This window comes from Mucilaginibacter sp. (genome assembly GCF_028288105.1).
Taxonomy (GTDB): Bacteria; Bacteroidota; Bacteroidia; order Sphingobacteriales; family Sphingobacteriaceae; genus Mucilaginibacter.
The window spans coordinates 1-5,347 of record NZ_JAQBOI010000242.1 but is presented as its reverse complement, the minus strand read 5'-3'; the positions used below and the strand labels follow the sequence as shown (position 1 = coordinate 5,347).

General features: G+C 40.8%; 4 protein-coding genes and 1 other RNA gene. 3 read left to right on the top strand and 2 right to left on the bottom strand.

The window, feature by feature from the left end:
- The 3 genes from katG to JWQ85_RS16425 form a co-directional block, all read left to right on the top strand.
- The coding region (gene katG, locus JWQ85_RS16435) for a catalase/peroxidase HPI (protein WP_299469912.1) at positions 1–1,490 on the top strand (1,490 nt) is incomplete at its 5' end.
- Positions 1,491–1,778: 288 nt separating this feature from the next.
- Entirely contained in the window at positions 1,779–2,231 is a 453-nt protein-coding gene (locus tag JWQ85_RS16430; protein WP_299469910.1) for a class I SAM-dependent methyltransferase, read from the top strand.
- A gap of 656 nt (positions 2,232–2,887) precedes the next feature.
- The gene (locus JWQ85_RS16425) at positions 2,888–3,256 is read left to right on the top strand and encodes a diacylglycerol kinase family protein (RefSeq protein WP_299469908.1); all 369 of its coding nucleotides are present in this window, start codon (positions 2,888–2,890) and stop codon (positions 3,254–3,256) included.
- 122 nt (positions 3,257–3,378) lie between these two features.
- Here JWQ85_RS16425 and JWQ85_RS16420 read toward each other — a convergent pair whose 3' ends face one another.
- Entirely contained in the window at positions 3,379–5,094 is a 1,716-nt protein-coding gene (locus tag JWQ85_RS16420; protein WP_299469906.1) for an RluA family pseudouridine synthase, read from the bottom strand.
- Positions 5,095–5,151: 57 nt separating this feature from the next.
- Positions 5,152–5,347: a transfer-messenger RNA gene (gene ssrA / locus JWQ85_RS16415) on the bottom strand; the annotation flags it as partial.

Below are 5,347 nucleotides of genomic sequence, written 5' to 3'. Positions count from 1 at the left end.
TGGCAGCCAGGGACATTCGCGAAACCTTTGGCCGCATGGCCATGAACGATGAGGAAACAGTTGCCCTGATAGCCGGTGGCCACAGCTTTGGCAAAACCCATGGTGCAGCTCCTTCAGACAATGTAGGCAAAGAACCCGAGGCTGTTGATGTTGAAATGCAGGGCTTTGGCTGGCGCAATAGTTATGGCTCCGGTAAAGGCGCTGATACCATTACCAGCGGGCTGGAAGTAACATGGACAAAAACGCCAACCCAATGGAGCAATAATTTTTTGGAGAATTTGTTTGGCTTTGAGTGGGAACTTTCTAAAAGCCCGGGCGGCGCACATCAGTGGGTAGCTAAAAATGCAGAAGCTATCATTCCCGATGCGTACGATAGTTCTAAAAAGCATCTGCCAACCATGCTTACTACCGATCTTTCTTTAAAGCTTGACCCGGCTTACGAAAAAATATCGAGGCGCTTTTTAGAAGATCATGAAGCATTTGCAGATGCTTTCGCACGTGCATGGTTCAAATTAACACACCGTGATATGGGACCCCGCGAACGTTACCTGGGACCCGATGTACCACAAGAAGAACTGCTTTGGCAGGACCCTATCCCCACAGTTGACCATGTGTTGATAGGGGAGAGTGATATTGCTGCCCTCAAAGCAAAAGTATTAGCAGCTGGCTTAAGCGTGTCGGAACTGGTTTCTACAGCGTGGGCTTCAGCTTCTACCTTCCGTGGTTCTGATAAACGCGGTGGCGCCAATGGTGCCCGCATTCGTTTAGCCCCGCAAAGATACTGGCAGGTAAACAACCCGGCGCAGCTGCAAAAGGTGTTAAACGTACTGGAAGGGGTTCAGCAAGAATTTAATGGTGCGCAGGGGAGTGGTAAAAAAGTTTCGCTGGCAGATCTGATCGTACTGGCGGGTTGCGCGGGTGTTGAAAAAGCGGCTAAGGATGCAGGTCATGTTATTACGGTTCCGTTCACGCCCGGTCGTATGGATGCCGCACAGGAGCAGACCGATGTGGAATCATTTGGCTATTTGGAGCCTGCTGCCGATGGTTTTCGTAATTACCGCAAATCAAAAATCCCGGTAGCTACCGAAGAGTTGCTGATAGATAAGGCCCAGTTGCTCACATTGACAGCGCCGGAGTTGGCGGTGTTGGTAGGTGGCCTGCGCGTATTAAATACAAATTTTGATGGATCTAAGCATGGCGTTTTCACATCTCGCCCGGGCCAGCTAACTAACGATTTCTTTGTAAACCTGCTTGATATGCGCACTGCCTGGAAAGCGGTGGCTGACACCAAGGAGCTTTATGAAGGCAGCGACCGTGCTACCGGTGAGATAAAGTGGACAGGTACCCGGGCCGATCTGGTGTTTGGGTCTAACTCCGAACTGAGGGCTGTTGCTGAAGTGTATGCAAGCACAGATGCACAAGACAAGTTTGTAAAAGACTTTGTAGCCACCTGGAATAAAGTGATGAACCTGGACAGGTTTGATTTATAATAGGTTCATAGCCATGAGTCACTTTTGATTCTCTCTTTTGAGGTATAAGTTGATCATATATCCTAAGAACAGTATAAAAAGGCACCATAATAGGGTGCCTTTTTTTGTTACTCTAAATCAACTATCCGGTTGGGTATGTTTTGTTGTATAAAATTATAACATCAAAGTACTTTGAAATAAAAAGTAAATTATTATTTTTGCCTTATATATGATTACAGCGACAGTTGCCAAACTGGAACGTAGTCTCCAATTCATTAAGTGACGTTAGTATAATTTAGATGATTTAAGATGAGTAAACAAACGGATCACTTTTACAATAAATTCTCATTCTTATATCCGTTGGTGGATGTCTTTCTCAAACCACAAAAGAAAGTTTTATTTAACGAGATCAATAGGTTGCCTGATGGGAATTTGCTTGAGATCGGTGTTGGTAACGGTGCTCATTTCCAACTTTATAAAAAGCATAAGATAGTTGGTATCGATACTTCTGCAGCAATGCTTGAAATAGCCCGGAAAAAATGTTGTGGAAATATCAAGGTTTTTAAAATGGATGGTAAGTCACTTTTGTTTTATGATGAAGAATTTGATTACGTTGTTCTCTCGCATGTTATTGCCGTAGTAGATAATCCAGAGCAATTATTGGAAGAAGTATTAAGGGTATTAAAACCGCAAGGACAAGTTTTTATTCTTAATCACTTTAGCCCAATAACTGGCTTAAATATGTTGATCGTTCATTTATGACCATTTCAAAAATATTTCACTTTAAGTCAGTTTTTTACATCGATGAGATAACCACGATCAAGAAGTTTAGGCTTCTAAAAGAAGTTCATTTTGGCTTAACATCATATTTTAAACTTTTGATTTACCAGAAAAAGTGAGGAGGAAGTATATTTTTATTTGCGTATCGTTGTTCATAAGCTTGTTTATTTATTTATTTTATCGGACAGGCAGGACAGTCGTGAACGAGATCTTCATTCGTATGATTTCATTCGAGACATACACAATGTTAAAGGCACATATCGTTAAGGTATTACCATTGAACGATATTGTGATTTATTCTTTACCTGAGGGGCTATGGGTATTTTGCATTACGCTTACTTCAAAACCGTATTATATTAGGCTAAATAACTGGCGGATTGACTGCATATTTATTCCACTTATATTTAGTTTTACATTGGAAATACTTCAGTTCGTTCATATTACCAATGGACGATTTGACTTTATGGACATGGGATTTTCTGTTTTATTTTGGATATTAGGTAGCTGCTTTTTTAGTGATAAGTCTGACAAGCAGAATATTTTAGCTTCGCTGAATACAAAAACGATAGTTTGTCTCGCCACTTATTGCATTGTTTATCTATCACATGTTTTAAAATAGCATAAAATATCGAAAGAGCATGAACAGAATCAAGAAACACCTGACCAGCTATCAATACTCCATTCGTGGAATATGGTTAGCATTTAGATTCGAACATAACATGATCTTTCATCTTGCCGCTGCTATTGCCGTCTTCGTGGTAAACAGCCTGCTGAAAGTCAATCAGACAGAGTGGCTCATTACGCTGATGCTGATTGGCCTGGCATGGATGGCAGAGATCTTCAATACAGCCATTGAAAAGTTAGCGGACCGGGTTACTAAAGAACAAGACCCATTGATTGGCCAGGTAAAAGATTTGGCTGCTGGAGCTGTGCTTATAATATGTTTTTTCGCAGTTGTATGCGCCGTCATCATTTACTTGCCCTATTTGTTGGAATTGAAGTATTAAGCTGCCTTAGTGAAGCGGGAGGGATACAAGTCGGATACCTAATATCGCTTTTAACGTTATTGAGTGATCTTAATAAATAGAGCAAGATCTACTTCTAATATCTGGTCATTCTTTTTTATCATTTAAAAATCCTCTGCAACTTCAAAACTAAGTTTTTCTTTAGTTATGGGGTGTACAAACTCAAGATAAGAAGCGTGGAGATATAATCTTTCAGAAACGGTACCATACAGGTCATCTCCAACAATAGGTGCATTAAGCCCCTCCTCGTGAGCCGAATGGACGCGCAATTGATGGGTACGCCCGGTTAGTGGCCAAAAATGAACTTTAGTGGTTGTTTCATTAGCTGTAATAACTTTCCACTTGGTTATACTTTTTTTTCCGAATTCAGAACATACCAGTTGCCTTGGCCTGTTATGTAAGTCGCCACGCAATGGGAGTACGATCTCGCCTTCCGCTGCTGGGACCATCACTTTAGAAATCAAGGCAGTGTAACGTTTGTTTACAGTTCGTTTAAGAAATTGCCTTTGAATAGACTTATGTGCTTCTTTTGTTTTTGCTACAACCAACAATCCGGAGGTTGACATATCTAGCCGGTGAATCATCAAAGGTTCAATATTTACAAATGCTGATTTAAGCCGTGTATAAACCGAATCCTGGATGTGGATACCCGGAACAGAAAGTAATTCGGCGGGTTTATTAACTATTACAAAAGCGTCATCCTCGTAAATAATCGTAAGTTCGCGGTTTTCTCCCGGGTTTTTTAGAAGTGGGTCTTCATCTAAAGTGATCCCTTCAAGCATATGTTTAAGGATGGGTTTGCACTTTCCTGTGCAGGCCGGATAAAATTGTTTGTGTTTCCTGATCTCGGACTTTGGGGAAGCACCCCACCAAAATTCTGCCATTGCAACTGGCTTGTATCCGTTCAAAAAAGCATATTGTAATAATTTGGGCGTCGCGCACTCTCCGGCAGCCGAAGGTGGCTTTCCAAAAGTGGTGTCGTTAAATATAGACTGTAAACTTTTCTTGTCACCGTCTTTATTCAAGAATTCATATTGTTCAAATAGTTGCTTTTGTAAAGCAGCAGATCTTTCCTTACGCTCATTTTTTAGAACTTCGATCTCGGCTTCGGATCTTTCCATCCCAGACCTTATTTCTCTTAAAACCTGCCCCCATTTATTCAATAACACATTAAGCAAATGTTTATCATGTAAACTTTGTTTAATCAAATCTGCTTCAAAATAGATGTAAGCATCTTCACTTAACCTGTTCTTTTGTTCTTCCCTGAGTTTTTTCCGGGCCGCTTTATTGATCTTTAATTGTTTTTTAAGATCAGATATTTCCTGAATGGATAAGGCATTTGAACGCTCAAGATCCTGTTTTAAGTTTTTGTAATTATCATCCGATTCTATTTTTCTGATCTGCAGATTAATAGTGTGAATGGTCTCTTGCTCTTTTAAAAAAAAGCTGTTTTCGATAAGCATATCAAAAACCGGTGGGACAAATTTAGGATGGTCATTTGAGCCGGCCAGTTTCCCCGAAAATGCTGATAGGTAGCCTAAGTTTCCTTCCTTGTCCTGAACCACTAAAACACCAAACATTTTTCCGATTACCAGCCCCTGCTGATCTTTTGTAAGGCCGAAATTATGATGCAGGTCCGTTTGGGTTTCCAGATAACATTGAAGTTCGGCAGCTGCTATTTTTGTAAGTGGATGGGGTTCATAGTAAAAAGGGAAGGTAAAGCACGTAGGTAACTCAATCCCTTTGACCGAACTATCAGAAAAGTAAATAATATTATTTTGGATGTTATTTACCGGATGCTTTGTTTTCGTGTTGTCCAATTGTTGTTATTAAAGAATAAAGCCTAACCAATTAGAAATAATTGGTTAGGCTTTTGAGTGTGGAGCCGGAGGGATTCGAACCCTCGTCCAAACATGGTATAAGTAAAGCTTTCTACATGCATAGCAGTTATTTAATTGTAGGGATTAAGGAAGGTTAACCGCTTACCTGTACCGAAATCCTTAGGTGCTTTGTTTCGCTTGCTTACCACACCTTAAGCAGGCTATTCTCATTTTTCGATGCCCCGGTTGCCGA